Raw genomic sequence first — 26,396 nt, 5'->3', positions numbered from 1 at the left:
CAGCCACGGCACGCCGCCGACTACTCCAACAACGCTACTAGCTCGTTCACGTCGTCGATCACCGCGTCGGCCCCGTTCCCGGCGAACTTTTCGCGGCCCGCCTCGCCGGTGAGTCCGCCGGTGAGGACGCCGATACCGTAGTAGACGCGCGTCTCGTCGGTCTCGTCGGCGTTGCGCGCGGTCCGCACGTCGTCGAGGGTGTCGCCCGCGAACGCGACGCGCTCCGCGTCGAACCGCTCGGCGAGTTCGACGAGCGCCCGCGGGTGCGGCTTCCCTTCCTCCCAGTCGTCCATCGTGAACCGTCGGTCCGCGGGCACGTCGAGGCCGACGCGCTCCAAGGCGATGTCGGCCTCCGCGGCCGGCCGGCCGGTGAGGACGCCCACGTCGAACCGTGCGGTGAGGTCGGCGATCGTCTCGGGGTCGACGAGCGTCGGCTCGTCGTGGATGTACCCCTCCGCCTCGATGGGGGGTTCGCCGCCCTCCAGCTCGCGGTACAGCTCCGCGCCGAGGTAGAGCGCCTGGAACGTCTCGCGGAGCGCGTCCCTGTCCCACTGGTCGCGGACGCGGGCCTGCGCGACCCGCGGGAGATCGCCGACGACTTCCTTGGCCGCGTCGAGGCCGCCGCCGAGCTCGCGGACGCGGTCGGTGAACTCGTCGACGTCCATCCGGAGCCCCTCGCGGCGGGCCAACACGAACAGCGCGGCGGCGTCCGTCAGCTCCCAGTCGTTGTTGAACCCGCCGGCGTCTTTGAACGCCTGGACCGCGTCCCGGTCGATCGGCTTGCCGCAGACGCGGTCGACCGATTCGAGGATCGCCCGACGGTAGGAGTCCGCCACGTCGACCAACACCCCGTCGATGTCGAGGACCACTGCGTCGACCTGCATACCGCTACCCCGGTTGGCGGCGGAATGAACGTTCGGGTTCGCGGCCGACGTCGCCGGTTCGGGAGGCGTCGCGGGGGAAACTGCCAAGGCGGCTCGTCAGCGCGCGACGTACACGACGGTCCCCGACTCCGTCGACCGGCGGCGGACGTCGACGACCGGCTCCTCGAACCCGAGCGTGGTGAACAGACAGGCGGCGTCGAGCCGCTCCGCCAGCGCGACGGTCGGTCGCTGGAGCTCGGCGGGGAGATTTCGCGCGTACACGGCGTCGACGCCGGTGGACGCGTTCGAGGCGTCCCGCTCGTCCTCGTTGCTTGCGTCGAGCCCGAGCGCGTCCCGTATCAAGCGATCCCCGCCGGCCGTCGCCAGCGCCGTCACGTCCGCGGCGACGACGCGGAGCGACCCCGCGCTCGACGTCCGGGTCGCAGCCGCGGCGTCGCGCGCGTCCTCGCTCACCTCGACGTCGAACGCGACGACCTCGCGCCCGCGGTCGGCGAGCGCGCGGGCGACATCCGGGCGCCGCCCGACGCCGACCTCGATCGGCCGCTCGTACGGGTCGAGCGCGGCGACCAGCGCCCGTTCCGACGGTGGGGATGAGACCACGGCGCGGCCTTTATGACCGCGGCGGTCAAAAGCGGTTCCATGCTCGTGGACATCGTCCCGGTCGGAGAGGTCACCCCCCAAGTGAAACGGGAGGCCTCCGGTGCGCTGCGTTCCGTGTACGACTGCGACGTGACGGTCCACGACGATCAGGCGATCCCCGACTCCGCGTTCGACAGCGACCGCGGCCAGTACCGCGCCGAGGACCTCATCGAGACGGTCACGCGGGTCGGCGGCGGCGAGAAGAACATCGGCATAACCCCCGAGGACCTCTACTACCGCCGGCGGAACTACGTGTTCGGCCTCGCGTACCTCAACGGCAGCGGCTCGGTCATCTCGACCCACCGCCTCCGCACCTCCTCCGACGGCGGCGTCTCTTCTCGGCCCGCGGTCGATGTCTTCGGCGACCGCGTCCGCAAGGAGGTCGTCCACGAGATCGGCCACACCCTCGGCTTGGAACACTGCGACAACAGCAAGTGCGTGATGTCGTTTTCGCCCACCGTCCGCGAGGTCGACGTGAAAGAGGAGAACCTCTGTGGCACCTGTTCGCGGCTGGTCCGCTGACGCGGCGCGCTCGGTGCGCCTGCTGCTCGCCGGCTCTCGCTCCCGGCCCGCCGATCCGCCGGTAGACGTAAAGTCCGCCCCGCGTAAAGGGCACGTATGGCCGCAAAGCCGGAATACCGCGACCGGCCGGACGTCGAGGTCGCGCTGCTCGACGCGCTCGTCGACCGCGGCGACGAGGGGATGACCGTCCTCGAACTGCGCGCGGCCGTCGACGCCGACATCGACGCCGTCGAGGAAGCCCTCTCGGCGCTGAAGGAGGACTCGCTGATCACCGTCGAGTCCGAGGATCGCGTCCGGGTGTACGCTCACGACCGGGTCGTTCCGGACCCCGAGGCGCCCGACGACCCGTCGGCGGGCCTGGTCGACGCGATCCGCGATCGCCTCGGGCTGTAGCCGCCGGAGACGGCGGCCTTTTGGCCCTCGATCGCGTCCCTCCGACCATGACGCTCGTCTCCGGCACCCACGACGCGCACGGCGCCGTGTACCGCGACCGCGGCGGCCGCGAAGTGGTCGACCACTACGGGAAGCCCGTCCGCGTCGGCAAGGCGGTCCGCAACGTCGCCGGCGTGATCGAGATGGGGTACGGCGTCCTCGCCGTCAGGGGGGCCGACCGCGTCGAGTTCGTCGACAACGCCGTCTCGAACCGCGTCCCGGCCGATGACGGGGAGGGGACGTACGCCCTCCTGCTCGACCCGCAGGGCGGGATCGAGACGGACATGTACGTGTACAACGCCGACGAGCGGCTGCTCGTCTTCCTCCCCCCGGAACGGGTCGAGTCGGTCGCCGCAGACTGGGCGGAGAACGTGTTCATCCAGGACGTCGAGATCGACGACGTCTCCGACGAGTTCGGCGTGTTCGGCGTTCACGGCCCGAAATCGACCGAGAAGGTCGCCTCCGTCCTCGGCGGTCCTGGCGCCCCCGAGGGGCCGCTCTCGTTCGTCCGCGGGTCGATGGTCGACGCCGGCGTCACCGTGATCGCGACGGACGCGCCGCTGGGCGAGGAGGGGTACGAGATCGTCTGTGCGGCCGCCGACGCGGGCGACGTGTTCGACACCCTGATCAACCGCGGGCTCAACGCCGCGCCGTTCGGCTACCGGACGTGGGACGCGCTCGCGACCGAGGCCGGCACGCCCCTCTTCGAGTACGAGCTGGCGGGGACGGTCCCGAACGTCCTCGGCATCCGGAACGCGCTCGACTTCGACAAGGGGTGTTACGTCGGGCAGGAGGTCGTCTCGCGCGTGGAGAACCAGGGGCGGCCGAGCCGGCGGCTCGTCGGCCTCGAACTGGACGGCCTGACGGAGGCGGTCGCCGGCGTCGACGCGAACGCGGACCCGCAGGGGATCGACGACGCGCTCCCCGACTCCGGCGCGGCCGTCTTCGACGGCGACGAGGCGATAGGCGAGGTCACCCGGGCCGCTGTCGGCCCCGCGACCGACGTGCCGGTCGCGTTGGCGCTCGTCGCGTTCGACGCCGACCACGGGGCGGTCACCGTCCGCGTCGACGGCGAGGAGGTCCCCGCCACCGCCGTCGACCTCCCGTTCGTGGACGGGAGCGCGGGGTCCGCGCGGCTGCCGACGTATCCGGAACTGCGCGTCTGAGACGGGAGAGCAGGGCCGGCAGAACGTTCGGAGCCCCTCAGACGACGAAGTCGACCGCCGAGAAGACGACGAACCCGAGCGTGAACGCGCCGACGAGCGACCCGATCCACGCGAGCACCGTGTACCCCATCTTCTTGCGGCTCACGCCCGCGTCGCCGGCGGCATAACCTGCCCCGACGATCGCCGAGACGATGATCTCGTTGAACGAGACGGGGATCCCGAAGGCGACGGCGGTCTGGGCGATCGCGAACGACGGGATGAGCGCCGCGATCGACCGCCGCGGCCCCATCGAGGCGTAGTCCTGGGCGATCGCTTTGATCATCCGCGGCGCGCCGGTCCACGACCCGGCGAGCAGCCCGACGCCCCCGCCGACGAGCAACGCCCACAGCGGGACGCCGACCTCGCTGAAGATCGGGACGAGCGGGCCGATCGCGAGCCCCACCTGCGACCCGCCAGCCGAGAACGCGACGAGCCCGCCCATCGCGAGCAGGAACCGGCGCTGCGCGCCCTCGCGGTCGCGGCCGAGGTCCGCGTACACCGCGACCGCGACGAGCGCGGCGATGGCGAGGCTCACCGCGGGGGGACCTGCGCCGCCGATCCCGAGCCCTGACCCGAGGACGGTCGCGACCGACGCCTGCTCGCCCGCGGGGCCGAGCAGCGCGAACCCGACGTTCGCGAGGATCGCGCCGACGAGTCCGGCGAGCACGGCCGTGAGCGGCCGCTCGGGGAGCGACTCGCCGATGAGCGACCGGGCGACGCCGTAGGCGACGCCGCCGCCGACGAACGGCGTGAGCACCCACAGCGTCATGATCTCGGCGTACTTCGGCCACGCCGGGTCGCCGCCGAGCGCGAGGCCGACGCCGACGACCGCTCCGGTGACGGTGAACGCCGTCGCGATCGGGTAGCCCGCGAACACGCCTATCGCGACCAGCGCTGCGGCAGTGACGAGCGCGACGATGGCCGCCGCGGCCGTCAGCGTCACGCCGCCGATGAGCTCGGTGCCGACCGCCTCCGTCACGTTCGCGCCCTGAAGTATCGCGCCGAGCAGCCCGAGGACGCCGACGACGAGGCCGGCGCGCATCACGGAGATGGCGTTCGCGCCGACCGCGGGCGCGAACGGGGTCGACCCCGACGATCCGGCGCCGATCGACCACGCCATAAAGAGGCTGGCGCCGGCGGCGACGAGCAGCGTCGCGGCGGTGACGAAGACCATCAGTTTCGCCCGTCGTTGTACCCCTCGTTCAGCCCGGCCACCGTGCGCCGGACGAGGAGGAACCCGAAGAAGAACAGCCCGAGAAGACCCACCAACAGGAGTACGAACAGCGGTTGGACCGGGAGCATACGACCGAATCCGTCGGCACGCGGTTATAATTTTCGAGCCGCGTGGCCGCGCCCCTCCGTAACGCGCCCGAGTGCGGACGACCTGCGGTGACTAAAACGCCCCTTTGTCTCTCAGCCACGTATATATCGGTACCCGGACTACGTGTAGTCGCGACCCCCCGCTTCGGCCCTCACACGCTCGGAAACGCCGGCCGACCGCCGGCCGATCGGACTCGCGGCCGCTCCCTCCCTGCCCGGTACCTCCCCTCCCGGTACCTCTCCCCGGCCGCCCCGTCCGACTGCCGGCGACTCCGCCCGCACCGATATGGGTCCGTCACCGCGCACACGACCGTCGGCCGGCCCGGCCGTACGCGGGGCGTCGCGATCGGTCCTCGCTGACGCGGCGGCCACGCGCTGTGACCGCGTCCCGCGGCCGCACGCCGGCACCTTGCTTCGGCCTTTCTCCGTTACTCGCGCCGTTATTCCGCGCCGCCGCCCTCGATACGAAACCTCTCGAACGGCTCGCCGTCCGGCGTCACCAGCTCCCCGTCCAGCGCGCTCCCGCTTCCGTCCTCGCCCTCCGCAGGAGTCAGCTCCGCGTGCGCCGCGCGGTTGCCGCGCGGCTGCGCGTGGCTGCCGGGGTTCAGTATCGGGAGGCCGCCCGAGTCGTCGAACCGCGGGCGGTGGCTGTGGCCGCAGATCACGGCGTCGGCGTCGCGGCCGCGAGCGAGCATGACGAGCCCCGTGTCGCCGCTCCGGTGGCGGTGCGTGACCGCGAACCGAACCCCGGCGTACTCGACGGTCCGCACCTCGGGGACCCGGTCGCGGATCGCGGCATCGTCGTTGTTGCCGTAGACGGCGCGGAGGCTCGCGGCGGCCGACTGAAAGGCGTCCAGCACCGGCTCGCGGTAGAAGTCGCCCGCGTGAATCACCAGCTCCGCCTCGCGGACCGCCTCTGCGGTCCGCCCCTGAAGCCTCGACTCCTCGCGTGCGTGCGTGTCGGAGACGACGACGAGCATACCGGCCGTCGGCGCCGCCGTGATTTAAAAAGCGCGTCTGCCGCGGTGGCGTCGCCGGCGGCTCCGCCGCCGGCTGCCAGAGGCGCGTAGCGCCTCCCTGCGTGCCTCCGAGCGGCCGCCGCAGGCGGTCGCGAGGAGCACGCGCGAGTGAGTCGGTGGTCCGGAGCGAAGCGGAGGACCACCGACGAGGCTGGGGAGGCGTGAGGCTGCGGTGCTGTGCTGTGGGGTGGACTCAAAGGGGCAGCCGCGAGGCGGGCGCAGGCGACGCAAGCACCGCAACGAGGGAGCGAACGAAGTGAGCGACCGAGTGAGGAGCGCAGCGAGTGTACGCCCGCCTCGCGGCTGGGGCTTTGGCAGTGTTCGTCGTCGATCCGTGGTCCACGATTTATAAAGAGCCGAGTAGAGACCCGAAACCGCTCTATCGCTATTCGTCCAATGTAAGCGCCGCGAGCAACGACTCCAGTTGGACCTGCTCGTTGGCGCCCTCGGCGATCCGGTAGTCGGCCTCGCCGATGCGCTCCATGAGCCGCACCGCCTCGCGCTCGCTCAGGTCGAACTCCCAGACGGAGCGGTGGAGCTGGTCGATCACGTCGCCGCCGGCCATCCCCGTCTCCGTGAGCAGCGTGTCGAGCGTCGAGCGCGCCCGCGCGAAGTCGCCGTCCAGCGCGTCGGTCACCATCGACTCGATCTCCTCCGGCCGCGCGGTCGCCGTGATCGCGTACACCGCCTCCTCGTCGACGACGCCGCCGGTCGTCGCCGCCGCCTGAAGCGAGTTGATTGCGCGGCGCATGTCGCCGTCGGCCGCGTAGACGAGGGCGTCGACGCCCGCGTCGGTCACCTCGATCCCCTCGGCCGCCGCGATCTCGCGGACCATCCCGCCGACCGCCTCGTCGGAGAGCGGCGAGAACCGGAAGACGGCACAGCGCGACTGGATCGGGTCGATGATCTTCGACGAGTAGTTACACGAGAGGATAAAGCGGGTGTTGTCGGAGAACTGCTCCATCGTGCGACGGAGCGCTGACTGCGCATCATCCGTGAGCGAGTCCGACTCGTCGAGAAACACGATCCGAAAGTCGCCGCCGAACGACGAGCGCGCGAACCCCTTGATCCGGTCGCGGACGACGTCGATGCCGCGCTGGTCGGAGGCGTTGAGTTCGAGGAAGTTCCCGCGCCAGTTGTCCTCGCCGTAGATCTCGCGGGCGATCGCGGTGGCCGCGGTCGTGTTGTGCATCACTGTCGGAACCTCGCCTGCGACGTAGTTCCGCGTCTCCGGGACCGTCAGATCATAGACGCGCTCGTCGGTCTCCGCGCGCTCGACCGTTTCTATCTCGTCGTACCGTAGGTCCGCGTTCGCAATCCGAGACGCCTCATCAAGGAGCTCGACGGTCTCGGATGACAGCCGCTCCGCGGCGATCTCTTTGAGGCGCTCCGCAACCGTTTCGAGACGGGTGAGGGATGTCAACGTCGAGTCGTTAGAGCGAAGCAGATTCGTGAGGTCCGGCGTCTCGATCTGAAGACCGTCTACGACCTCGGCGTACTCCACGCCGAGCAGATCGATACACTCGTTCAGTTCCGCTTCCACCCGGTCGATGTCGGTATCCTCGACGGGTTGATCCAGCTCTCCGAGTATCTGTACCGTCCGATGTGCCCGCGGCGTCCGACGACCGTCGCTGTACTCCAGAAGGCGGTCCGAACGCGCACCGACCTCCTCGGAGACTTCCTTTCTGACCTCGATCGGTGCGAGTTCCTCGCGGCTTTCGACCCACTGTGCCGGCACGGTCGTCACCGCTTCGAGTTCCGGTCGAAGCGCTTCGATGCGTTCGAGCGCCCGCTGCGTGTCCTCGATCCGCTCCGTTGCGGCATCGACTACGTCGTCGAGAATCGAGCAGTAGCGCTCTCTTCCGGGTGACTCCGGATTAATGCTCTTGGGTACGTGATCGGTGATCGGAATATCGAGTTGTCGACAGAGATCCCGAAGGACAGCTTGCGTCGGAATCGTGTCGTAGTTCGGGTTCGATCGCTTTTCAGCGTGTTCGGCAAGCCGCTCGGACTTGTGAGTAATCGAGAATCCGACCGCACCTCTGAATCGCCGTAGATCCCGTGCGCCCGAGATGTACAGGGCGTGGTACGTCCGTTCGACTCCCGACCCGTTGGTCGCGGACTTCCGCACTTTCTTCCGACGGGAAGAGATTCCGAACGTCGAGAGGAGGTACGAAAGCAGCGTGATATGGTCGCGATTTCGCTGCGTCAGCTCGATCAGTCCGTTGGCGCTGATATGCGCCTCGGCGTCGAACATCGCTCGAAGGAACGCGGCACGCGCGTCGTCTCCGGCTGTGACGAGGGATGAACCGATCCCCTCGCCCTTCTTTGCGCTGGCGAACGCGTCGAACACTGATTCTAGGTAGTGCGTCAGCGTCCGGGAACCGATTTCGACGTAGGGGACCTCCTTCTGTACTCCCCGTCTCGTTTCCACCTCGAACACGTCGTGTGCGGCCGACTCGAACGCGTCGAGGAGCCCGTCGTCGGTGTTGTAGAACTTGATCCGACCGCCCTCGATTCTCGCTTCGCTGATCGCGAGGCCGACGAACCGCGCGAGTTCCGGTGTCACGTCCGTCGGCGGGGTAATCGATCTGGAGCGACGGCCCTGCCTGACGTGCTCGATCGCTTCGACATCGTCTACCCACGTATTCGCGTCGTCAGTCGCCGCGTGGATCGTTGCGAGTGAAACCGTCCGGTCGAGGGCCATCTCTTCCGCGCGCTCGGCGGCAAGCGTCACCTCTGTCCGCTCCGGGTTCATTTCGTCGTACCAGCGTAGCGTCCGTTTTGTCGTCGAACCGGGCGTCGGCAGTTGGCTGGGTCGAGCGATCCGATCTCCGTCCGAGAGTTCTCCGGCCGTAACCCACTCGAACCCGTCGTGAGTGATGACTCGGAGCCTGTGTTCCGGCGTCACCCGAAACTCGGCGCCGTCACGGGTCGTCACTTCGACGAGTTCCTCAGTCTGCTTCCCGAACACGTGCGACGGCTCGACGTGTTCGAACCCGTTCCGATCCGTCATCGTCGCGACCCGAAGCCCGTCTTCCGGCTCGTCGAAGCCGTCCGTGTCACCGACTACGTCCTCTATCAGCCGTATGCCGGCATCGGTCAAAACCGGAGTGTCTCCGGTCACACACTTTCCAATACCCGCAGGCCCTGAAAAGAGCAGGTGGGGCACGTCGTCCTGCGCGATGTAGCTCTGGAGGCGCTCGACGATCTCCTCCTGCCCGTGGATGTCGTCGAGCGTCTGCGGCCGGTACTTCTCGATCCAGATCTCCCGGCCGGTGGCGGTCGCAGCCGGCTGCTCGTCGGCCTCGGTCATTGCCCGATCTGAGGGTCGGCGGGGTGATAAACGAACCGAGACTGACCCGCCTTCCTCGGTGTCAGTCGCTCCGCGACACTCGCTGGAGTTCGTAGGCGAACACCCAGATACCCATCAACACGCCGAGGGGGACGACCACCTCGGCGATCTCTCGCGACACCGGTAGGTCCGCGACGTCGACGAGCAGGTGCGTGGTCGTCACGCCGACCTGCGCGAACAGCTCGTACTCCTCGCGGATCGTGTTCGTCAGTATCGACCCCGCAACGAGCATCACCATCGCGGCGACGCCGTGGATCGTCCCCCGAATATGTGGCATAACCGTCATATCTTGGACGACCCTCATAGGTGTTTCTCCGGCGACTGGTTCCGGGACTGGCTGCCTGCGACGCCGGCCGCTGTCCGGGCTCCGCGCCGTCGCGGCCGCCCTATACGAACTCGTCGACGGGCTCAGGCGAACTCGTCGATGAGCTCGGGAACCACGTCGAAGAGGTCGCCGACGATCCCGTAGTCGGCGATGTCGAAGATGGGCGCGTTCGGGTCGGTGTTGATCGCGACGATCGTGTCCGACCCCTTCATCCCGGCGACGTGCTGGACCGCGCCGGAGATGCCGACCGCGATGTACACGTCCGGCGTGACGACCTTTCCGGATTGGCCGACCTGTCGGTTCTTCGGCAGCCAGCCGTTGTCGACGATCGGCCGGGAAGCGGACAGCGTCGCGCCGAGGGCGTCCGCGAGCTCCTCGACCAGTTCGAGGTTCTCCTCCTCCTCGATGCCGCGGCCGACCGAGACGAGCACGTCTGCGTCGGCGATGTCCACGTCGCCGCCGCCGACCTCCTCGAAGCCCGTGACGCGGGCGCCCGACTCGGGGATGTCGACGTCGGCTGCCTCGACGGTCGCGTCGCCGACGCCATCCGCGGGCGGCCACTCCCCGCCGCGGACCGTGAGGACGAACCGGTCGCCGGCGACGTCGACGGTCGTCTCGACCTTCGAGCCATACATCTCGCGGGTGACGGTGAGCCCGCCGTCGTAGTCGATCCCGACCGCGTCGGTCACGATCGGCACGGCGAGGGCCTCAGCGAGCGCGGGCGCGTAGTCGAGCCCGTTGACGGAGTTCGGCAGCACCACCGCGCCGGCGTCGATCCGGTCCGCGAGCGTCGAGACCGCCGCCTGGTAGGCGTTGTGGTCGAACTCCTCGCCGTCATCGACCGTGTGGATCGCGTCGACGCCGTCGCGGTTGAGGTCCTCCGCGAACCCGTCGACGTCGCCGCCGACGACGGCCACGTGGAGGTCCCCGCCGCGCGCGTCGGCGAGCTCTCGGCCGGCCGTGATCGCTTCGTACGAGACGTCTCGGAGCGTGCCGCGCCGGTGTTCGGCGGCGACGAGCACGTCCGACATCAGGCGCTCACCCCCTTCTCGCGGAGGACCTCCGCAAGGCGACCCGCGGACTCCCCGGCGTCGCCCTCGATGATCTCCGCGTCGGACTCGCTCTCCGGCTCGTACATCCCGGTGACCGTCAGCGCGCTCTCGACGTCGTCCGCGGTCAGCCCGAGGTCGGACAGATCCTTCGCGGCGATCTCTTTGCGCTGCGCCTGCCGGATCCCGCGGAGGCTCGCGTATCGCGGCTCGTTGAGCCCCGTCTGGACCGTCAACACGGCCGGGAGGTCGACGTCGGTCAGCTCCTCGACGCCGCCCTCCAGCTCGCGGTGGACGTGCGCCACGCCCGCGTCAGCGTCGACGTCGAGGTGGTTGACGACCGCGGCGTGCTCGAAGCCGATCCGCTCCGCGAGCGCGACGCCCGTCGCGCCGAAGCCGGTGTCCGCGGCCTGAACGCCGCCGAGGATCAGGTCTGGCTCCTCCTCGTCGACGACCGCCTCGAACAGCTCGACCTTCGAGGCGACGTCCGCGAACCCACCGTCGAGCGCGTCGTCCCAGACGCGCACCGCGCGGTCCGCGCCCTTCGCGAGCGCCATCCGGATCGTCTCCTCGGCGCGCTCGGGCCCGACGGTAACGGCCACGACCTCGTCCGCGATCCCGGCCTCAGCGAGCTGGACGGCGGCCTCGACTGCGTAGTCGTCCCACTCGTTGAGGTCGTACTCGAGGTCGGACTCGGCGATATCGGTCCCCTCGATCGCGAAGTCGTCGTCCGCCTCCGCGACCTCCTTGACGGTCACCAGAACTTTCATGATCGATACTCGGTGGCTCGCCCTGTAATGGTTTTCGGAACGGGCGACGGCGGGCCGGCCGTTTCCGCACGGTCCGGTCGGCGTCCGGTCGACACTCGGCCGCCGACCGACGCGGCAGGGATCGGCTCGCTACTCGCCGGCGTCGCCGCGACCGTTCTCGTCGCCGCCACCGCCCTCGCCGTCCGCGTCGTCCGGCAACGAGATGAGGTTCTCGCGGCCCAGTCGGAGCTTCTCGACGCGGCCCTCGTCGGCCATCGCCGAGAGCAGCTGCGACACCTTCGCGTCCGACCATCCGGTCTCGGCGACGATGTCTGCCTGCCGCATCCGGCCGCCGTTCGCGTCGAGGAGCCGCTCGACGCGCTCCTCGTCCGAGAGCAGCGAGAGATCCGGCTCGTCGTCGCCCTCCTCGGCGTCGTCATCGACCGCGTCGGTTCCGGGGCCGCCCCCCGCGACCGGGCCGGCTGCGGCGTCCCGCTCGGTCTCGTTCGTCGACTCCCCGTCGCCGTTCGCGACCGGGTCGCCGGCGTCGTCACCTTCGGGGCCGATCCGACGGTACCCGACGACGCTCCCGGCGACGAGGACCGCCGCGAGCAAGACGGCGGCCATCAACATCGTCCACGGCGGACCGCCGACGTCCGCGGGGCCGTACACTATCACCACGGGCTCGCCCCCCTCGAACGTCTGGGGCCCCTCGATGATCACGTCGCCGTCGGAGAGCTGCGTCACGGCGCTGCTCGGCGTGCCGGTCACCGTGTACCCCTCCGGCGTCGCCACCTCCAAGGTCTGGGTCGACTCGAGGCTGCGGAGCCACGTCTCGTTGCCCGGCGTCGTCAGCACGTCGCCGAGGACGAGGCTCTCGCCGTCCTGCGCGAGGAACGCCGTCCAAGTGAATCGCAGGCGGAGTTCGCCGACCGCGACCGCCTCTTCGGTGGCGACGTCGAACTCGCCCGGCTCTTCGTGGACGACGACCTCGCGCTCGACGTCTTCGATCGCCATCGATCGGTCGACGTTGCGGTTCGCCTCGCGGAGGAACCCCTCGAACAGCTCGGCGCTCGGGCCGACCTCCCCCTCGCGGAAGCGGTCGCCGGCGTCTCTGAACACCCTCGTCTCGTTCTCGTCCGCCAGCGAGTACCGCACTGCGACGGTCCAGTCGGCGCTGCGGTCGGGATTCAACCCGATTCGGATCCGCGTCGTCGACGGCGACGTGATGCCGTCGCGGGTCTGCTGGCGGATCGCCCCCGAGCGGTCCGCGCCCGCGTCGCGGACGCCCTGATCGTCACCGACGGCTGCGGCGTGGGTGAAGGGGATCGTAGCCGCGCCAGCCGCCGCGTGGACCGAGGTGTCGTCCGGAGCGGGGGTGGAGGGGATCGTGGCCGCGCCGGCCGCCGCGCCGCCGGCGTTCGCGACGAGCGCGAACGCGACGAGCGCGACGAGAAGCGCGCGAAGGACGGGGTTCCGCATATGTTTCGGGCCACTCGCGCGCCGGGCAAAACGCTTTCCATACGCTGTTTTTTGACACGATACCCGGTCGAACCGCCGCTCGTCCCCGCGGACGGGACCGACGACGCCGACGGCGACGCCGATCCGGGCGACGCCGCCGGCCGATCGCAGTGGGTGGATTTTTTATATCGTGCGTCGAACCCGCAGATGATGAGAGCCCTCCCGATCGCCGTGGTCGCAGTGCTGCTGCTCGTGGCCCCGGTCGCCGGCGTCACCGCCCCGGGCGCCGTCTCGCCGTCCGCCGGCTCGGTCTCCTCCGCCGACTCTCCGCCAGTCGCCACCCCGGCGCAGTCCGCCGATCCGCCGGTGACGACCGCCGGACAGACGATGCCGCAGATCGACACGGCGAATCTCACGCTCCGAACGCTTTCGACGCCGGTCGGGGCGTCGACGCGCGTCAGCGCGTACACCCGCGGCCCCGACCTCGGCTCGTCGCTCGGGTTCGCGACCGCCGACACGGACGCCGCCTTCGAGACCGCGGCCGTCGTCGACCGGATCGAACGCGCCGAGGGGGGCGTCGAGCGCCAGCAGCAGATCCTCGCGGAGATCAACCGCGTCGAGCGCGCCGAGGTGGCGCTGTCCAGCCGGCAGGCCGAGGCCTTCAGCGCGCACGCCGCCGGTGAGATCAGCGACCGCGAGCTCGTCGACGAGCTCGTCCGCGTGGCCGCGACGGCCCGCGAGTACGACGAGCGGCTCGACGAGATCGACGCGCTCGCCGAGGAGACCGACGGGTTCAGCTCCCCCGGCCGGCTCGACGAGCTCCAGGTGGCGCTCCAGGTGTACGAGGGGCCGGTCCGCGACCGCGCGCTCGCGACCGCTCGCGGGCAGTCCTCCCCGAACGAGCTGTACGTCGCGTCGAGTCAGGACGCCGTCGTGCTCGCGACGATCGTCGACGGCGAGTACGTCCGCGAGGTGTTCCGGACGGACCGCTGGGACCGCGGCGGCAGCGACATCTCGAACGACGTGGCGATCAACGTGACCGAGGAGGCGTATCCCGAGACGGCCGCGCTCCGCGAGCCGGACGCCTTCGGCGCGGGCGCGGTCCAGCGGATCACGATCCCGCACGAGATCGGCACCCTCCGAACGTTCGTTAGCGGCGGGACCGAACAGGTGTTCGTCGAACACCAGCGTATCGACCTCTCCGCGTTCCCCGACAGCGACGCTGTCACGGCGACCGGCGACGGGTTCAACGTCACCGTCGAGCGGACCTACTCAGGCGGCCCGGTGACCGTGACCGTCCGCGACGAAGAGACGGGCGAACCGGTCTCCGACGTCACCGTCACCAAGTCCGTCGGCGGCGGCGACAGTCAGGCCATCGGGACGACGGACGGGGACGGGGTCGTCCGGACGCTCTCGCCGGCCGAGACGTACCGCATCACGGTCGTCGACGAGCCCCGAGTCGTCGTCCTCGGCGACATCGATCCGCTCCCGACGCCGAGGCCGGTCGACGACGACTGACCGCCCGCCTCGGGGCGGCGCTCCCCGGGCCGACCCTTTTATCCGAACCCGCCGCAGCCCCGCCGTGCCACTACTCGCTCGCCGCGCCGATCAAGGGATGGCGCCCGTCGCGGGCGTGCTGCTCATCGCGATCACGGTCGTGTTGGCCGGCGGCGTCGCGGCCGCCGCGCTCGACGGGCCGAGCGCGACGGTGCCGCCGTCGGCGGTGCTGTCGCTGTCGGCGACCGACGACCGGATCGCGATCGAGCACCGCGGCGGCGACCCGATCCACGTCGCGTCCGTGACGGTCCGCGTCAGCGTCGACGGCGAACCGCTCGACGAACAGCCGCCGGTCCCGTTCTTCTCCGCGGCCGGCTTCCACCCCGGTCCCACCGGCCCGTTCAACGCCGCCGGCGACGACACGCTGCGCGTCGGGGACACGGCGACGCTCCGCGTCGCGGACACCAACGAGCCGACGCTCGAACCGGGCCGGACGGTCACCGTCGAGATCACGGCCGACGGACAGCCGGTCGCGACGCTGGAGACCTTCGTCGAGTCGGGGTAAAATCCGCGCCCGCGCCGTTACTCGGCGTCCGGCACAGAGGGGTCCGTCTCGGGCGCGTCCGATGCCGACCCGTCGATCGCGTGGTCGCCGCCCGGGACCCGAGCGACGGTCGTGATCGCCCGCGGGCTCTGCGGGGTCGCCCGCTGGATGTGGTGTTCGAACTCCTCGTAGCCGGCCGCCTCGAACATCCGGTCGGCCTCGTCGGCGTCGTAGAACAGCATGATCGCGTCGGCCACCCGCTGAAGGATCGGGTTGTGCGGGTAGTCGGGCCCGACGACGAGGACTTGACCGCCGGGTTTTGCGACGCGGCGGAGCTCGCGCAGCCCCTCGACGGGGTTGGGCCAGTACTCGATGGAGCCGGACGACCACACCACGTCGAAGGTGTCGTCGCGGAACGGGAGTCGCTCGGCGTCGCCACGGTAGAAGTTCACCAGGTCGTGTTTCCCGAACTTCTCGAATGCCTTCTCCATCTGGTGGACGCTCTGGTCGAGGCCGTGGACGTCGTCGGCGTGTTCGAGCAGCCCCTCGGTGCCGAACCCGGTGCCGCAGCCCACGTCGAGCACCGTCGGGTCGTCGCCGAACTCCAGCCACGAGAGCGCCTCCGTGCGCATCTCCTCGTTCCAGTTGAAGCGGTTGATCCGGTCGTACACCTTCGAGAGGTACTTGTAGAAGAGCCGGGCGTTCGACTTGTCCTCGAGGATCCCCATTTACCGGTTCCTTGGGCCGGCGGCCCCATAACGACACGGATCCGCGACCGGGGCGCGGCGCGGATCCACGACCGGGACGCGGCGCGGACGACCGGGTCAGTCCGCTTCCGACCGGCTTTTCCGCCCGCCGCCCCACCGTCGAATATGGACCCGACGACGAGCGGCCGGTTCCGCGTCCACGACCGCCGCCAGCGGCCGGCGATCGACGACGGTCCCGACGCGGTCGATGACGAGGCGGACGCGACCGATGCTGACGACGAGGCGGACGCGACCGATGTCGACGACGAGGCGGACGCGACCGGCGCCAACGACGAGGCGGACGCGACTGGCGCCGCCGACGCCGAGGAGTTCGTCCTCGTCGAACTCACTGACGAGCCGGTCGACCCGACGGCCCCTGACGCCGAGGACCGCTACGACCCCCTCTACGCCACCGCGGAGGGGTACGAGGGCGACCTCGCCGACGCCGTCGACGCGCTCCGCTCCGGTTTCGTCGTCGACGCGACGCTGGCGTGGACCGACGGCTCCGCGCGGTTCCGCGACGTCGAAATCGTCCGCGAGACCCGGTTCCGCTTCGCCGACGAAGTCGAGGGGATGTTCGAGGCCGCCGTCGAGACCTGGCGGCAGATCCGCGCCGAGGGCGAGCCGGTCGGCTCGATCACGACGCGGTCGAACGACGGCGACCCCAACGGCGCGCTGTACCTCTTCGCCGACGCGCCCGGCAGCGACACCTTCGCGGAGGTCCGCACGGGGCGGCTCCCGATCGAGCCGCTCGTCGCGCGCGTGAACGAGTCGCGAGCGGACGACGACCCGCGGGAGGTGTTCGTGTTGCGACCCGCGGATCACGAGTTCGTCGCCGTCTACGTCGTCTTCGACCGCGACGGCGTCCTCGCGCAGACGGTCCGGGACACCTACGACCTCGGGGCCGGGCTGGCGGCGGGGCTCGACGCGAGCTATCCCGGTGGCGACGACTCCCTCGTCTCCGACGATTCGGACGACTCAGGGGACGGCGACGGGCTCGACGGAGACGACGGGCTCGACGGAGACGACGAGTTCGACGCGCTCGACCGCCTCTAGCCCTTCTCGTCCACCTTCCGAAACTCCCAGCCGCGCCTACAGCCAGTCCGCGTCGGGGTCGACCCGGCCGTCGGGCGTCTCGCCGTTCAACACGGCCGCCACGTCGTTCGCGCCGCTCCGGTTCAGGTCGTCTTTCGCCTCCTCGCTGTACCACGCCGCGTGCGGCGTGACGACCGTGTCGTCGCGCCCGACGAGCGGGTCGTCCTCCGGGGGCTCCTCGGCGAGGACGTCGAGGCCGGCGGCCTTAATCTGGCCTCCCTCCAGCGCGTCGAGCAGCGCGTCGGCGTCGACGACCGGACCGCGGCTCACGTTGACCACGACAGAGTCCTCGCTCAGCCGCGCCAGCGCGTCGGCGTCGACGATCCCCCGCGTCGCGTCCGTCAGGGGCGCGTAGACGCCCACGTGGTCGGCGCGGTCGAACAGCGCCTCGAACGCCACCTTCTCGACGCCGTAGTCGGCCATCTTGTCGGCGTCGACGAACGGGTCGTGCGCGACGAGGTCGGCGCCGAACCCGGAGAGCTGCTCGGCCGCCCGCCGCGCGATCGGACCGAACGAGAGCAGGCCGATCGTCGACGCGCTCACGCGCCGGACCGGGGTGCCGGCCTCCCAGCTCCAGTCGCCGGCGGCGACCGAATCGTCGTACGGCTTCAGCGAGCGCAGGCAGGCGAAAAGCAGCGAGACCGAGTGGGTCGCCACCTCGTCGGTACAGTAGTCGGGCACCCGGGTGACGGTAACGCCGCGCTCCGCGGCCGCGGCGACGTCGATGTTGTCCACGCCGACGGCCGAGCGGACGACGACCCGGAGATCCAAGGCGTCGAGCGCCGCCTCGGTGACGGGCGTGTTGATGTCGGTGACGACCGCGTCGGCGCCGCTCGCCGCCTCGACCAGCCGCTCGGTCGACCCCAGCTCCGCGACCTCGATCTCCACCGGCTCGTCGACCGCGTCGGCGAGGACCTCGCGGTACGTCTCCGGGTCTATCATCGGGAACGCCGACAGCAATACCTTGGGCATACGTCTCCTCTTTCACCGACCCACTTGACGGCTATCACTGACGGCGTTAGGTCCGAATACGTCCGTTTCGATCGTGAGGAACTCTCGCTCCGCGCGCGGGACTCCCGCTCCGCGCGTCGCGTTCCGATGCCTCTTTGCGGCCGCCGACCGTACGCTCGGGCGTGAGCGAGGACAGTTCGAAGCCCCCGATGCTGGTGCTCTTGGAGTCGCTGTCGTTCTATCGCAACGTCCGCGTCGGGGCCGCTGCCGGCGCGCTGCTCGCGGCGTTTTTGTACCTCGTCAGAACCCTCGAGCTGCTCGGACCGGTGATCGACACGCGCGACTACCCGCTGTTCGGGCCGGACGTCTGGTTCCTCCTGCTCGCGTTCGTGCTAGCGGCGACGTCGGCGCTGTCGATCGCGGTCGTCCTCACCATTGCGGCGGCGGTCCGCGGCGCGCGCCAGGGAGCCGCGGAGCGGCCGGAGTGACGGCGACGCGCCGTCGGAGTCGCCGCTGCGGATACGTAACAGACGGGGTTCGCGCGGACGAGCGGCGGCTGAGCGTCAGGTGGTAGAGCGTCAGTCGGCGGTACAGGAGGCCTCGCTCTCGTCGGCGGTGAACTCCTGTGCCGGCTCCGTCAGCTTGTAGAGGTTCTGTCTCGCGTCCGCGAAGTAGACGTCCTCGTCGACGACGCCGATCCCTTCGAGCCGTTCGAGCGCGTATCGGACGGTGCGGGCCGACAGCATCGACTCTTGGACGATCCCCTTCTGGGTCAGCGGTCCGTTGTACTCGAGCACCTTGAAGACGAGTTTGGCGCTCGGTGGGAGGTCGTCGAGCCCCTCCGTTTGAGTTCCTTCCATCGTTACGATTCGAAACCGCACACGCTCATAAATGTTGATGGAGCTTTCCCGCCAGAACGCCTAATACCGGAGAAATTAGCCGGTTTGCGTGCCCTCTACCGGCAACATCGTCCTGCTTCCGGCTGCTAGACTGACCAGTCAGTCAGCTATTCGGCTCGGGCGCGCCTCACTGGCGCCGGCGCGCGCCGGACCGGCGAGCGGAGCGTCCCCGCGGCCGTCCCGTCGCGGCCGGGAGCGACGGCCGGAACGAACGGCTTTTCACGGGCGCTCGCGGATCCGAACGCATGAGCGACGATTCGGGCCTGTCCGACCACGCGCGCGGCGTGGTCGTCACGACCATCTGCTGTCTCGCCGGTATCGCCGCCGGCGTCGTCTCGGCCGTCTACGTCGGGACCGACCCAGCCGCCGCCGCGAGCACGACCGCGGTGTTCGTGCTGGGGGCGTTCGTCATCGCGCAGTACCCGATATTCAAAGCGGTCGGCGTCGGCGACCTCGGGATCAAAGACAACCTCTACGTGGCGTTTCTCACGTTCACCCTCTGGTTCATCAGCTACACCGTCCTGCTGACGTCCGCCGTCGACCTGGGGGTCTGAGATGGCCGACGACAGCATCGCGGTCGTGGACCTCGATCGGTGTCAGCCCGACCGCTGTAACTACGAGTGTATGAAGGACTGCCCGCCCAACCGGACGGGCAAGGAGTGTATCACGCAGCGGGGCGAGGACGCCGAGGAGGGCGACCCCGACCAGATCCACATCTCCGAGGAGATCTGTCTGGGCGAGACCTGCGGTATCTGCGTCAACTCCTGCCCGTTCGACGCGATCGAGATCATCAACCTCCCCTCCGAGCTCGACGACGACCCGGTCCACCGCTACGGCGACAACGCGTTCTCGCTGTACGGCCTCCCAACGCCGGAGCCGGGCAGTGTCACCGGCATCCTCGGCCCGAACGGGATCGGGAAGTCGACCGCGGTCCACGCGCTCGCCGGCGAGATGGTCCCGAACCTCGGCGACCACGCCGCCGACGGCGACTGGGAGCGCGTCCTCGACCGCTTCCGCGGCACCGGCCTCCAGAACTACCTCGAGTCGCTGAAGGCGGGCGACGTGACGGTGGCGCGCAAGCCGCAGTACGTCGACCAGATCCCCAACCAGTTCGACGGCAACACCCGAGAGCTGTTAGAGCGCACCGACGAGCGCGGCGCCCTCGACGACCTCGTCGACCGGCTCAACATCCGGCCGGTGATGGACCAGGACATCGACTCCATCTCCGGCGGCGAGCTCCAGCGCGTCGCCATCGCGGCGTGTCTCGCCCGCGACGCCGACTTCTACTTCCTCGACGAGATCACGCCGTACCTCGACATCGGCCAGCGGATGATCGTCGCCCGGCTCATCCGCGAGCTGGCGGACGACGACGCGGCCGACCGGTCGATGCTCGTCGTCGAACACGACCTCGCCATCCTCGACCTGCTGGCGGACACCCTCCACGTCGCGTACGGTGAGCCGGGCGCGTACGGGGTCATCACCGACCCGAAGTCCGTCCGGAAGGGAATAAACGAGTACCTGAAGGGGTACCTCGACAACGAGAACATGCGGATCCGCCCGTCGGCGATCACCTTCGAGGAGCACGCGCCCCGGGTCGCCTCGCGCAGCGAGACGCTGATCGAGTACCCCGATCTGCGGAAGTCGTACGGTGACGGCGAGTTCGAGCTCCGCGTCGAGGGCGGCGAGATCAACCGCTCCGAGGTGCTCGGTGTCGTCGGCCCGAACGGGATCGGGAAGTCCACGCTCGCGCAGCTGTTCACCGGCGACTTAGCGCCCGATGAGGGGACGCTCGACTTCGCGCTCGACATCTCCTACAAGCCGCAGTACATCGACATCGACCAGCACATGCGGGTCGACGCGTTCCTTTCTTCGATCACCGACGAGTTCGGCTCCTCCTACTGGAACACCGAGATCGCCCAGCCGCTCCAGTTGGAGCGCGTGATGGAGCAGAACCTTTCGGACCTCTCGGGCGGGGAGCGCCAGCGCGTCGCCATCGCGGCGTGCCTCTCCGACGACGCCGACCTCTACTTGCTCGACGAGCCGTCCGCGCACCTCGACGTCGAGCAGCGCGTGCGGGCGACGACCGCGATCCGCCGGTACGCCGAGAACCACGACGCGACGGTGATGGTGATCGACCACGACATCTACATGATCGACCTCCTCGCGGACCGCTTGATGGTGTTCGACGGCGAGCCGGCCGAGCGCGGGCGCGCCGCGCCGCCGCAGGACATGCGCGACGGCATGAACGAGTTCCTCGCCGACCTCGAGATAACCTTCCGCCGCGACGAGCGCACGGGCCGCCCCCGGATCAACAAGCCGGGGTCGCAGCTCGACAGCCAGCAGAAGCGCGACGGCGAGTACTACTACTCCGGCTGAGGCCGGCAGGGCCCCGCGCACCTCGGGACCGTCGCCGCGATCCGATCCTCACTATCGAAGCGATTAAGCCCGGAACACGCGAACGCCGGCACATGTACCATCTCATCATCCGCGGCGACCCCGACATACGGAAGGACGCGGTGATCGAGCACGACGGCGAGGAGCTGGTCTGTTTCGGAATCAACGTTCAGGGCGGCTGGCACGGCCCCGACGAGCCGCAGCTCTGGTGTACCGTCGGCACCGAGGACGAGCGCGAGGCGTACGACAAACGCGAGTACGTCCCCCACTGGCTCGACGTCGAAACGGTCGACGCCGAGGACCTCGACGTGATCAAGGCGAAAGGCGAGCTGTCTGTCTGACCGGTCCGAACAAGCCTTTTCCGCCGGCGCTCCTCAGTCGTCCAGCGGCGGGTCCGCCAGCCACGCCTCGATTGCGCCGGCCATCGCGCCGCGCCGGTGGATCGTCCCCGCATCTGGGTCGACGACCGTGCTCTCTGCCCCAGGGGTCTCCCCGTCGTCGATCACGGCGGCGACGCCCTCGCGGATCCGGTCGGCGAGGTCGGCCGGGTTCGTGACGCTGCCGGTGCCGGAGACGTTGGCGCTCGTCGCCGTGAGGGGACCGGTCTCGGCGAGAAGCGCGCGCGCGAGGTCGTGGTCCGGCACGCGGATCCCGACGCGGTCGCGCCCGGCGGTGAGCGCGTCGGGCACCCGGTCGTCGCGGTCGACGACGACGGTCACCGGCCCCGGGAGGAACGCCCGGGCGAAGGCGACGGCCAGCTCCGTCGGGCGGGTGTAGCGGAGCGCGTCGTCGACGCTCGCGACGCCGAGCGAGAGTGGGTTCGACCGGTCGCGGCCCTTCAGCTCGAAGACGCGTTCGACCGCGTCGGCGTCGAGCGCGTCGGCGCCCAGCCCGTACACCGTCTCGGTCGGGTAGACGACGAGGTCGCCGCGGTCGACGGCGGCGGCCGCCGCGCGCAGCTCCTCGGATCGGTCCGGTCGGTCGTCGCTCGTGTCGGCGGTCACGCGCGTCCGTTCGGCGGCGAGTTGAAAAAGGGTGACGAGTGGGTGTGTGGTTTCCGCTCCGGCCGACGAGGTCGGCGCCGGTCAGTCGATGAGAGCAGAGCGCGCGGCGCCGGTCAGTCGACGAGGGCAGAGCGCGCGGCGCCGATCAGTCGACGAGGTCGGCGACCGCGTCGTCGATCGCCTCGGCGTCGGGGAACTCGGGGTGTTCGCTCGCGACCCACGCGTGCTCGACGGTGCGGTCGGAATCGAGGAGGAAGACGGCGGGGCGGCTCTCCGTGATCCCCGTCATCCCGTCGATCTCGTGTGCGAGGCCGTACTCCTCGATCACGGCCGCACTGGGGTCCGAGAAGATCCGGACGCCGTCGGCGCGCTCGGCGAGGAGGCGCTTGTGGGCGTACGGCGTCGAGATCGAGACGCCGAGGGCGTCGACGTCGTCGCTCCACCCGTGGTCGTCGACCGTGTTGTAGAGGTACGTCCCCTGGAAGGCGCCGTCCATCGGGTGGAAAAGCAGGAGGGTCGGCCCGTCGACGACGTCGGCGAGCGCGCGGTCCTCCCAGTACTCGCCGTTCACGAGCGGGCGGGTGAAGTCGGGCGCCGTGTCGCCCTCGGCGACGTGATCCGTCTCGGGCAGGGAGACGACGTCGAAGTCGACCATCTCAGGCACCTCCCTCGGCGTCGACCGCGCGGCCCCCGTCGGTCGCGGCGTCGCCGTACGTCCCCTTCAGGTACTCGACGATGTTCGCGCTCTCGGACATGGTGACGCCGGTCTCGCGGTCGACGATCGCCGGGACGCTCCGGGCGCCGGAGACGCGCTTGACGACGTTGCGCTCGGAGTGCATCGGCTCGACGTACCGGGAGCGGTACTCGACGTCGAGTTCGTTCAGCGTCCGGACCACGCGCTCGCAGAACGGACACGCCTGGAGCCGGTACAGGGTGATCTGTGGATCGCTCATGTCCCGTGATTCGCCCGCGAGACGGGTAATCGTGTCGGCAGCGGCACCCCTCGGGCACGTGAGGTCGGACCGGCACTGGCGCCCCTCGGACACGGGGGGTCAGACCGGCAGCGGGCGGCGCGCGTCGCGGCGACGGGCGGGCGCTCCGCGGGTACTCGAAGGGAACGCTTTAATCGCGGGCCGACGGAAGACATACGAACATGGGCTTGTCGTCTACTGCGCCGCTGGTCGACGTCCTCCAGATACCGATGCCGGGCAACGGGGTCGTGACCGCCCTCGGCGTCGCCGCGATCCTCTTTTTAGTCGGGCTCTCGGCGTTCTTCTCCTCGTCCGAGATCGCGATGTTCTCGCTGCCGCAACACCGCATCGACAGCCTCGTCGACGAGGGGGTGACGGGCGCGGAGACGATCCGCGACATGAAACAGAACCCCCACCGGCTGCTGGTGACGATCCTCGTCGGCAACAACATCGTCAACGTGGCGATGACCTCCATCGCCACCGCGCTGTTCGGGATCTACCTCTCCCGCGGCCAGTCGGTGCTTGCGACGACGTTCGGGATCACGACGCTCGTGCTGATCTTCGGCGAGAGCGCCCCGAAGTCGTACGCCGTCGAGAACACCGAGTCGTGGGCGCTCCGGATCGCCCGCCCGCTGAAGCTCTCGGAGTACGCGCTGTACCCGCTCGTCGTCCTCTTCGATTACATCGTCAAGGGCGTCAACGCCGTCATCGGCGGCTCCGCGGCCATCGAGTCGACGTACGTCACCCGCGACGAGATCCAAGATATCATCGAGACGGGCGAGCGCGAGGGCGTCATCGAGGAGGAGGAGCGGGAGATGCTCGACCGCATCTTCCGGTTTAACAACACCATCGCCAAGGAGGTGATGACGCCGCGACTCGACGTCACCGCGGTCGCGAAAGAAGACTCCGTCGAGGAGGCGATCGAGACGTGTATCCAGGCCGACCACGAGCGCGTCCCCGTCTACGAGGGGAACCTCGACAACATCATCGGCGTGGTCACCGTGCGCGATCTGGTCCGCGAACTGCGCTACTCCGAGGGCCAGCCCTCCTTAGAGCGCGTCGTCAAGCCCACGCTCCACGTCCCCGAGTCGAAGAACGCCGACGAGCTGCTCGCGGAGATGCAAGACAACCGCCTCCAGATGGTGACGGTCATCGACGAGTTCGGGACCACCGAGGGGATCATCACCTTGGAGGACATGGTCGAGGAGATCGTCGGCGAAATCTTAGAGGGCGACGAGGAGGCGCCGGTGGAGTTCTTAGAGGACAACGTCGCCGTCGTCCAAGGCGAGGTGAACATCGACGAGGTCAACGAGATCCTCGGCATCGACCTCCCCGAGGGCGAGGAGTTCGAGACGCTCGCCGGCTTCGTGTTCAACCGCGCCGGCCGCCTCGTCGAGGAGGGCGAGGAGATCGAGTTCGACAGCATCCGGATCCGCATCGAGCGCGTCGACAACACCCGGATCATGTCCGCGCGCGTCACCGTCCTCGATGGCGAGGCGGGGGCGGCGGATTCGAGCGCCCCGGTCGAGGCGACGGATTCGACCGAGGGGGGCGGAACGGCGGAGGCGGACGGCGACGGCGGCCCCAGCCGGAACGGCGCGGAATAGGGCGACCGCTTACGGAAATTCAAGGAGAAAGCCCCGTGCTTCAGCGCGGGGATGAATCCGACAACCCCTCTACAAGCCACGCTCTATGTTCTCAACGGATGTTTTACGTGAGTAATTACCGTCTTAATAGGTTACCGAGGCGGCCTGCCCGCCCACCTAATCGGACAATATCGGGATTCTCCGATTCCACGCAGAAAGCATCCCTTTCTGTTGTGGATTTCGGGATGTAGGCAGGAAAAGTATCTCTGAATCCCATGCCGGGATAGGAGTAACGGCTGGTTGGCACAGCCAGTAGCCGTCTTTCGAGGCCGCTACAACCCATAAACATCCCAACTCAGCGGTGCGGTGCCGTGGGAATCTTCGCCATTCAGGGCGGAGAGGATGTCAAGATGCGGCCGGTGGCGGTTTTGCGGTCTTGATCGACCATTCTGCTCAATCCGATAGTACATCGACAGGGAACACCGCCAAAGCCCCAGTCGCTCGCTTATAAATGAGTGATAGCGGATCGGTGACGAACATCTCCAAAGCCCCAGCCGCTTGCTTATAAGTGTGCGATCGCGGATCGGTGACGAACATCTCCAAAGCCCCAGCCGCGAGGACGGCGCAGACTCGTTGCGCTCCTCGCTCGCGCTGCTCGCTGCGGTGCTTACGTCGTCTGCGCCGTCCTCGCGACTGCCCGTTTGAACCCCGCCCCGCACGGCACCGCACAGCACCTCACGCCTCCCCAGCCTCGCGGCTCGCGCTCTCCGAGCGCTCACCGCGTCCCTCGCGCGTGCTCCTCGCGGCCGCCTTCGGCGGCCGCTCGCAGGCACGCGCCACCGCTGTTTCGTTTATAAGTGATCGTCGCGGTCGGTCGCTTCTGGAAACGGCGTAGTCCGCAACTCGACCGTCCGCGTGCCGCGTTCCGTTTTTAAACCGCGTAGGCGCGGGCGGCCGCGACGAGCGCCTTCCGGTAGTCGCTCTCGGAGGGGTCGTGGCCGAGGTCGAGGAACCTGTTCTTGAACGCGTCGACGTCGACGGCGTCGGTGTCGCTGCCGGCCGCGCGCGCGAGGTCGTAGATGCGGTGGTCGGGGCCGGCGATGTCGTGTCGCTCGACGAGGGCGAGCGCGAACGCCGCGTTGACGGCCGTTATCTCCGGGTCGGCACCGGCCGTCACGGGCGGCGAGCCGGTGCGCGACACGTCCGGGCGGTCCGCGACCGCGGCCGCCAGCGTCGATTCGAGGAACCCGAGCAGCTTGTCCGCGGGCGCCACCGAGAGCGTGATGTCGTCGGCGTAGATGTCCTTCATGTGGTTCGCGATCTGATAGCAGTGCGCGAGCTTGCGGCGCTCGACCGTCTCGCCGGAGAGGCCGAGGTATAACGCCTCTTCCGTCGACTGGAGGTGCGAGGGGTGGCCCTCCTCGTAGCGCGCCATGTGCGCGAGCTCGTGGATCGCCAGCTCGCGCGCCATCGCGCTCGTGGCGGCCCGCCGCGAGACGTTCAGGACGTGGTGGTCGTCGTAGTGGCCGGCCCAGGTCCGCTCGTCGGGGTCCTCGCGGACCACGACGCGGACCGGCGCCTCCACGGATCGCTCGGTCTCGAAGAGGTCCGCGGCGCCGAGAAATGGGTCGGGGGGAACGTCCCCCTGTACGCGAAGATCCATGCGTACTCTTGGCACGGGAGCGGCCGATAAGTCTCTTGCGCTCGTGGAGCCCCGGTTTCCCGCCCATACGACTGCCAACGGATCGA

At 69.4% G+C, this 26,396-nt stretch carries 27 protein-coding genes and 1 pseudogene; 11 read left to right on the top strand and 17 right to left on the bottom strand.

Features of this window, described 5'->3' with window-relative positions:
• Positions 1-20 precede the first annotated feature (20 nt).
• Together F3H13_RS02030 and F3H13_RS02025 are read right to left on the bottom strand one after the other, a co-directional pair.
• Positions 21-884, bottom strand: coding sequence for a TIGR01548 family HAD-type hydrolase (locus tag F3H13_RS02030; RefSeq protein ID WP_149797391.1), 864 nt, complete (start codon positions 882-884; stop codon positions 21-23).
• Between the two features lie 96 nt (positions 885-980).
• Complete coding sequence (locus F3H13_RS02025) at positions 981-1,484, bottom strand: UPF0146 family protein (RefSeq protein WP_149797390.1); 504 nt, start codon at positions 1,482-1,484, stop codon at positions 981-983.
• Between the two features lie 39 nt (positions 1,485-1,523).
• Here F3H13_RS02025 and F3H13_RS02020 point away from each other — a divergent pair, with 39 nt between their 5' ends.
• The 3 genes from F3H13_RS02020 (at position 1,524) to ygfZ (ending at position 3,643) form a co-directional block, all read left to right on the top strand.
• Positions 1,524-2,045, top strand: coding sequence for an archaemetzincin family Zn-dependent metalloprotease (locus F3H13_RS02020; protein ID WP_149797389.1), 522 nt, complete (start codon positions 1,524-1,526; stop codon positions 2,043-2,045).
• Positions 2,046-2,141: 96 nt separating this feature from the next.
• Complete coding sequence (locus F3H13_RS02015) at positions 2,142-2,438, top strand: DUF6432 family protein (protein WP_149797388.1); 297 nt, start codon at positions 2,142-2,144, stop codon at positions 2,436-2,438.
• Between the two features lie 47 nt (positions 2,439-2,485).
• The gene (gene ygfZ, locus F3H13_RS02010; protein ID WP_149797387.1) at positions 2,486-3,643 is read left to right on the top strand and encodes a CAF17-like 4Fe-4S cluster assembly/insertion protein YgfZ; all 1,158 of its coding nucleotides are present in this window, start codon (positions 2,486-2,488) and stop codon (positions 3,641-3,643) included.
• Between the two features lie 37 nt (positions 3,644-3,680).
• Here ygfZ and F3H13_RS02005 read toward each other — a convergent pair whose 3' ends face one another.
• The 8 genes and pseudogenes from F3H13_RS02005 to F3H13_RS01970 all read right to left on the bottom strand — a co-directional run bounded on the left by F3H13_RS02005 (position 3,681) and on the right by F3H13_RS01970 (position 12,981).
• On the bottom strand, positions 3,681-4,856 hold the full coding sequence (locus tag F3H13_RS02005; protein ID WP_149797386.1) for an inorganic phosphate transporter: 1,176 nt from the start codon (positions 4,854-4,856) through the stop codon (positions 3,681-3,683).
• Positions 4,856-4,987 (bottom strand): annotated as a pseudogene (locus F3H13_RS16475) (DUF7859 family protein); the annotation flags it as partial. The pseudogene F3H13_RS16475 and the gene F3H13_RS02005, both read right to left, overlap by 1 nt.
• Positions 4,988-5,442: 455 nt before the next feature.
• Positions 5,443-5,982 carry a metallophosphoesterase gene (locus tag F3H13_RS02000; RefSeq protein ID WP_149797385.1) on the bottom strand — a complete coding sequence of 180 codons (540 nt, stop codon included), beginning with the start codon at positions 5,980-5,982 and terminating at the stop codon, positions 5,443-5,445.
• 424 nt (positions 5,983-6,406) lie between these two features.
• Positions 6,407-9,337, bottom strand: a complete 2,931-nt coding sequence (locus tag F3H13_RS01995) for a replication factor C small subunit (RefSeq protein WP_223174354.1) — start codon at positions 9,335-9,337, stop codon at positions 6,407-6,409.
• 61 nt (positions 9,338-9,398) lie between these two features.
• Positions 9,399-9,653: a hypothetical protein gene (locus F3H13_RS01985; protein ID WP_188127975.1), complete on the bottom strand. Its 255-nt coding sequence runs from the start codon at positions 9,651-9,653 to the stop codon at positions 9,399-9,401.
• Positions 9,654-9,784: 131 nt separating this feature from the next.
• Positions 9,785-10,732 carry an electron transfer flavoprotein subunit alpha/FixB family protein gene (locus tag F3H13_RS01980; protein ID WP_149797384.1) on the bottom strand — a complete coding sequence of 316 codons (948 nt, stop codon included), beginning with the start codon at positions 10,730-10,732 and terminating at the stop codon, positions 9,785-9,787.
• Positions 10,732-11,520, bottom strand: coding sequence for an electron transfer flavoprotein subunit beta/FixA family protein (locus F3H13_RS01975; protein ID WP_149797383.1), 789 nt, complete (start codon positions 11,518-11,520; stop codon positions 10,732-10,734). The genes F3H13_RS01980 and F3H13_RS01975 overlap by 1 nt, the downstream gene beginning before the upstream one ends.
• 129 nt (positions 11,521-11,649) lie before the next feature.
• Positions 11,650-12,981 carry a helix-turn-helix transcriptional regulator gene (locus F3H13_RS01970; protein ID WP_149797382.1) on the bottom strand — a complete coding sequence of 444 codons (1,332 nt, stop codon included), beginning with the start codon at positions 12,979-12,981 and terminating at the stop codon, positions 11,650-11,652.
• Between the two features lie 189 nt (positions 12,982-13,170).
• Here F3H13_RS01970 and F3H13_RS01965 point away from each other — a divergent pair, with 189 nt between their 5' ends.
• Together F3H13_RS01965 and F3H13_RS01960 are read left to right on the top strand one after the other, a co-directional pair.
• On the top strand, positions 13,171-14,478 hold the full coding sequence (locus F3H13_RS01965) for a DUF7094 domain-containing protein (protein WP_149797534.1): 1,308 nt from the start codon (positions 13,171-13,173) through the stop codon (positions 14,476-14,478).
• Positions 14,479-14,575: 97 nt separating this feature from the next.
• Positions 14,576-15,022 carry a type IV pilin gene (locus F3H13_RS01960; protein ID WP_149797533.1) on the top strand — a complete coding sequence of 149 codons (447 nt, stop codon included), beginning with the start codon at positions 14,576-14,578 and terminating at the stop codon, positions 15,020-15,022.
• Positions 15,023-15,039: 17 nt separating this feature from the next.
• Here F3H13_RS01960 and F3H13_RS01955 read toward each other — a convergent pair whose 3' ends face one another.
• Complete coding sequence (locus tag F3H13_RS01955) at positions 15,040-15,729, bottom strand: methyltransferase domain-containing protein (RefSeq protein ID WP_149797381.1); 690 nt, start codon at positions 15,727-15,729, stop codon at positions 15,040-15,042.
• A gap of 144 nt (positions 15,730-15,873) precedes the next feature.
• On the opposite strand from F3H13_RS01955, the gene F3H13_RS01950 reads away from it, so the two are divergent.
• A complete protein-coding gene (locus F3H13_RS01950; RefSeq protein WP_149797380.1) occupies positions 15,874-16,803 on the top strand; it encodes a DUF6663 family protein in 930 nt (309 codons plus the stop codon).
• A gap of 36 nt (positions 16,804-16,839) precedes the next feature.
• Here F3H13_RS01950 and F3H13_RS01945 read toward each other — a convergent pair whose 3' ends face one another.
• Positions 16,840-17,814, bottom strand: coding sequence for a C-terminal binding protein (locus F3H13_RS01945; RefSeq protein WP_149797379.1), 975 nt, complete (start codon positions 17,812-17,814; stop codon positions 16,840-16,842).
• Between the two features lie 161 nt (positions 17,815-17,975).
• On the opposite strand from F3H13_RS01945, the gene F3H13_RS01940 reads away from it, so the two are divergent.
• Entirely contained in the window at positions 17,976-18,281 is a 306-nt protein-coding gene (locus tag F3H13_RS01940; RefSeq protein WP_449405056.1) for a DUF7536 family protein, read from the top strand.
• Positions 18,282-18,371: 90 nt separating this feature from the next.
• Here the strand turns inward: F3H13_RS01940 and F3H13_RS01935 are convergent, their stop codons facing one another.
• Positions 18,372-18,653: a MarR family transcriptional regulator gene (locus tag F3H13_RS01935; RefSeq protein ID WP_004598013.1), complete on the bottom strand. Its 282-nt coding sequence runs from the start codon at positions 18,651-18,653 to the stop codon at positions 18,372-18,374.
• A gap of 284 nt (positions 18,654-18,937) precedes the next feature.
• Between F3H13_RS01935 and F3H13_RS01930 the strand changes: the two genes are divergently transcribed.
• From F3H13_RS01930 to F3H13_RS01920, 3 genes are all read left to right on the top strand, one after another.
• Positions 18,938-19,246 (top strand): EMC6-like membrane protein, encoded by a 309-nt coding sequence (locus F3H13_RS01930; RefSeq protein WP_137686975.1) that lies wholly within the window; start codon positions 18,938-18,940, stop codon positions 19,244-19,246.
• Between the two features lies 1 nt (position 19,247).
• Positions 19,248-21,068: a ribosome biogenesis/translation initiation ATPase RLI gene (locus tag F3H13_RS01925; protein WP_149797378.1), complete on the top strand. Its 1,821-nt coding sequence runs from the start codon at positions 19,248-19,250 to the stop codon at positions 21,066-21,068.
• A 92-nt stretch (positions 21,069-21,160) separates the two neighbouring features.
• Positions 21,161-21,427, top strand: coding sequence for an HAH_0734 family protein (locus F3H13_RS01920; protein WP_086220801.1), 267 nt, complete (start codon positions 21,161-21,163; stop codon positions 21,425-21,427).
• A gap of 33 nt (positions 21,428-21,460) precedes the next feature.
• Here F3H13_RS01920 and F3H13_RS01915 read toward each other — a convergent pair whose 3' ends face one another.
• From F3H13_RS01915 to F3H13_RS01905, 3 genes are all read right to left on the bottom strand, one after another.
• Positions 21,461-22,090 carry an L-threonylcarbamoyladenylate synthase gene (locus F3H13_RS01915; protein WP_188127974.1) on the bottom strand — a complete coding sequence of 210 codons (630 nt, stop codon included), beginning with the start codon at positions 22,088-22,090 and terminating at the stop codon, positions 21,461-21,463.
• A gap of 145 nt (positions 22,091-22,235) precedes the next feature.
• Positions 22,236-22,745 (bottom strand): redoxin domain-containing protein, encoded by a 510-nt coding sequence (locus F3H13_RS01910; RefSeq protein ID WP_149797377.1) that lies wholly within the window; start codon positions 22,743-22,745, stop codon positions 22,236-22,238.
• 1 nt (position 22,746) lies between these two features.
• Positions 22,747-23,043 (bottom strand): glutathione S-transferase N-terminal domain-containing protein, encoded by a 297-nt coding sequence (locus F3H13_RS01905; RefSeq protein WP_149797376.1) that lies wholly within the window; start codon positions 23,041-23,043, stop codon positions 22,747-22,749.
• Between the two features lie 200 nt (positions 23,044-23,243).
• Here F3H13_RS01905 and F3H13_RS01900 point away from each other — a divergent pair, with 200 nt between their 5' ends.
• Positions 23,244-24,668 (top strand): hemolysin family protein, encoded by a 1,425-nt coding sequence (locus F3H13_RS01900; protein ID WP_149797375.1) that lies wholly within the window; start codon positions 23,244-23,246, stop codon positions 24,666-24,668.
• A gap of 910 nt (positions 24,669-25,578) precedes the next feature.
• Here the strand turns inward: F3H13_RS01900 and F3H13_RS01890 are convergent.
• On the bottom strand, positions 25,579-26,310 hold the full coding sequence (locus F3H13_RS01890) for a DUF5781 family protein (RefSeq protein WP_149797373.1): 732 nt from the start codon (positions 26,308-26,310) through the stop codon (positions 25,579-25,581).
• Positions 26,311-26,396 lie beyond the last annotated feature (86 nt).

This window comes from Halorubrum xinjiangense (assembly GCF_900102375.1).
Taxonomy (GTDB): domain Archaea; phylum Halobacteriota; class Halobacteria; order Halobacteriales; family Haloferacaceae; genus Halorubrum; species Halorubrum xinjiangense.
Note: the sequence above shows the minus strand (reverse complement) of the source record. Positions and strands in the feature narration are given on the sequence as shown.

Coding starts and splice junctions, on each gene's coding strand:
- F3H13_RS01965 (WP_149797534.1), top strand. CDS start 13,171: ATGAGAGCCCTCCCGATCGCCGTGGTCGCAGTGCTGCTGCTCGTGGCC.
- F3H13_RS02000 (WP_149797385.1), bottom strand. CDS start 5,982: ATGCTCGTCGTCGTCTCCGACACGCACGCACGCGAGGAGTCGAGGCTT.
- F3H13_RS01905 (WP_149797376.1), bottom strand. CDS start 23,043: ATGAGCGATCCACAGATCACCCTGTACCGGCTCCAGGCGTGTCCGTTC.
- F3H13_RS01955 (WP_149797381.1), bottom strand. CDS start 15,729: ATGGGGATCCTCGAGGACAAGTCGAACGCCCGGCTCTTCTACAAGTAC.
- F3H13_RS01920 (WP_086220801.1), top strand. CDS start 21,161: ATGTACCATCTCATCATCCGCGGCGACCCCGACATACGGAAGGACGCG.
- F3H13_RS02020 (WP_149797389.1), top strand. CDS start 1,524: ATGCTCGTGGACATCGTCCCGGTCGGAGAGGTCACCCCCCAAGTGAAA.
- F3H13_RS02015 (WP_149797388.1), top strand. CDS start 2,142: ATGGCCGCAAAGCCGGAATACCGCGACCGGCCGGACGTCGAGGTCGCG.
- F3H13_RS01945 (WP_149797379.1), bottom strand. CDS start 17,814: ATGCCCAAGGTATTGCTGTCGGCGTTCCCGATGATAGACCCGGAGACG.
- ygfZ (WP_149797387.1), top strand. CDS start 2,486: ATGACGCTCGTCTCCGGCACCCACGACGCGCACGGCGCCGTGTACCGC.
- F3H13_RS02005 (WP_149797386.1), bottom strand. CDS start 4,856: ATGGTCTTCGTCACCGCCGCGACGCTGCTCGTCGCCGCCGGCGCCAGC.
- F3H13_RS01950 (WP_149797380.1), top strand. CDS start 15,874: ATGGACCCGACGACGAGCGGCCGGTTCCGCGTCCACGACCGCCGCCAG.
- F3H13_RS01935 (WP_004598013.1), bottom strand. CDS start 18,653: ATGGAAGGAACTCAAACGGAGGGGCTCGACGACCTCCCACCGAGCGCC.
- F3H13_RS01960 (WP_149797533.1), top strand. CDS start 14,576: ATGGCGCCCGTCGCGGGCGTGCTGCTCATCGCGATCACGGTCGTGTTG.
- F3H13_RS01995 (WP_223174354.1), bottom strand. CDS start 9,337: ATGACCGAGGCCGACGAGCAGCCGGCTGCGACCGCCACCGGCCGGGAG.
- F3H13_RS01890 (WP_149797373.1), bottom strand. CDS start 26,310: ATGGATCTTCGCGTACAGGGGGACGTTCCCCCCGACCCATTTCTCGGC.
- F3H13_RS01900 (WP_149797375.1), top strand. CDS start 23,244: ATGGGCTTGTCGTCTACTGCGCCGCTGGTCGACGTCCTCCAGATACCG.
- F3H13_RS01930 (WP_137686975.1), top strand. CDS start 18,938: ATGAGCGACGATTCGGGCCTGTCCGACCACGCGCGCGGCGTGGTCGTC.
- F3H13_RS02030 (WP_149797391.1), bottom strand. CDS start 884: ATGCAGGTCGACGCAGTGGTCCTCGACATCGACGGGGTGTTGGTCGAC.
- F3H13_RS01910 (WP_149797377.1), bottom strand. CDS start 22,745: ATGGTCGACTTCGACGTCGTCTCCCTGCCCGAGACGGATCACGTCGCC.
- F3H13_RS01925 (WP_149797378.1), top strand. CDS start 19,248: ATGGCCGACGACAGCATCGCGGTCGTGGACCTCGATCGGTGTCAGCCC.
- F3H13_RS01980 (WP_149797384.1), bottom strand. CDS start 10,732: ATGTCGGACGTGCTCGTCGCCGCCGAACACCGGCGCGGCACGCTCCGA.
- F3H13_RS01985 (WP_188127975.1), bottom strand. CDS start 9,653: ATGCCACATATTCGGGGGACGATCCACGGCGTCGCCGCGATGGTGATG.
- F3H13_RS01975 (WP_149797383.1), bottom strand. CDS start 11,520: ATGAAAGTTCTGGTGACCGTCAAGGAGGTCGCGGAGGCGGACGACGAC.
- F3H13_RS01970 (WP_149797382.1), bottom strand. CDS start 12,981: ATGCGGAACCCCGTCCTTCGCGCGCTTCTCGTCGCGCTCGTCGCGTTC.